The organism is Dactylosporangium sp. NPDC050688, assembly GCF_040654515.1.
Classification (GTDB): domain Bacteria; phylum Actinomycetota; class Actinomycetes; order Mycobacteriales; family Micromonosporaceae; genus Dactylosporangium.
The window spans coordinates 1-1,105 of the sequence record NZ_JBFAIC010000192.1 but is presented as its reverse complement, the minus strand read 5'-3'; the positions used below and the strand labels follow the sequence as shown (position 1 = coordinate 1,105).

Here is a 1,105-nt window from a genome sequence, read left to right as displayed (position 1 = left end):
TGGTCACGTTCCTCCATGGACAGGCGCAGCCCGCGGGCGAGCGCGCCAAGGATCTGCTCGGAGGGATGGGGACCGCGCGGCTGCTCGAGGCGGCTGTAGTAGTCGATCGACATGTCGGAGAGCACCGCGACCTCCTCGCGGCGCAGGCCGTGCGTGCGCCTGCGCCGCCCGCGGGGCAGGCCAACGTCCTCCGGTTGCAGGGCTTCACGACGGGTACGCAGGTACTCGGCCAGCCGGGCGCGGTCCACGATCACACCGCCGCGAACTCGACGCCGGCGAGACGCTGCGAGACGTCCCACAGCCTGGCGGCCGCGGCCTCGTCGCGTGCCGGGCGGTAGAGGTCCAGCTCGGCCGGACCGCCGGTGAACTGGCCGAACCCGTCCGGGCCGTAGAAGTGGCCGCCCTCCGCCTCGGGGCCGGTGGCCGCGTACAGGGCCGGGAGCAGGCCCCGGTCGACGCCCTGGACCAGCACGCCCCAGCTCGCCAGGCGCTTCATGACGGCCTCGATCGGCGAGGGCTTCTCCCGGCCCATGTTGGGGCCGGCGGCATACAGGCCGGTCAGGGTCGTGCCCGGGTGGGCGGCGTTGCTGACGATCCCCCACCCGGCCGCTCGCGAACGCTGGTCGAGCTCGAGCGCGAACATCAAATTCGCGAGTTTCGACTGGTTGTACGCGCGGACCGGCGCGTACGCCCGCTCGCTCTGCAGGTCCTCCCAGTGCAGCTTGGCATGCCGCGCCGCGCTGCTGGACATCGTGGTCACCCGGGCCTCGCCGGCGCTCAGCAGCGGCAGCAGCCGGCCGGTGAGCGCGAAATGCCCGATGTGGTTGGTCCCGAACTGCAGCTCCAGGCCGTCGGCGGTGGTGTGCCGCGTGGCCGGTGTCATCAACCCGGCATTGTTGATCAGGATGTGGATCGGCCGCCCCTCGGCGTTCAGGGTATCCCCCAGCGCCTCCACCGACCGCAGCGAGGCCAGGTCGAGCTCGCGGAGCGACACGTCGGCGCCGGGCACCTCGACGCGGATGCGGCTCAGCGCAGCCTCGCCCTTGGCCTCATCGCGGACCGGCAGGAGGACCTCGGCACCGGCCGCGGCCAGACGGGTCGCCAG

Annotated in this window: 2 protein-coding genes; both read right to left on the bottom strand. The window is 72.9% G+C overall.

What is annotated here, in order from left to right:
• A partial coding sequence (locus AB0H83_RS51915; protein ID WP_360111512.1) for a helix-turn-helix transcriptional regulator occupies positions 1–248 on the bottom strand: 248 nt, incomplete at its 3' end.
• 2 nt (positions 249–250) lie between these two features.
• Positions 251–1,105, bottom strand: an 855-nt coding sequence (locus AB0H83_RS51910; protein WP_360111509.1) for an SDR family oxidoreductase, incomplete at its 5' end; no start/stop codon positions are given.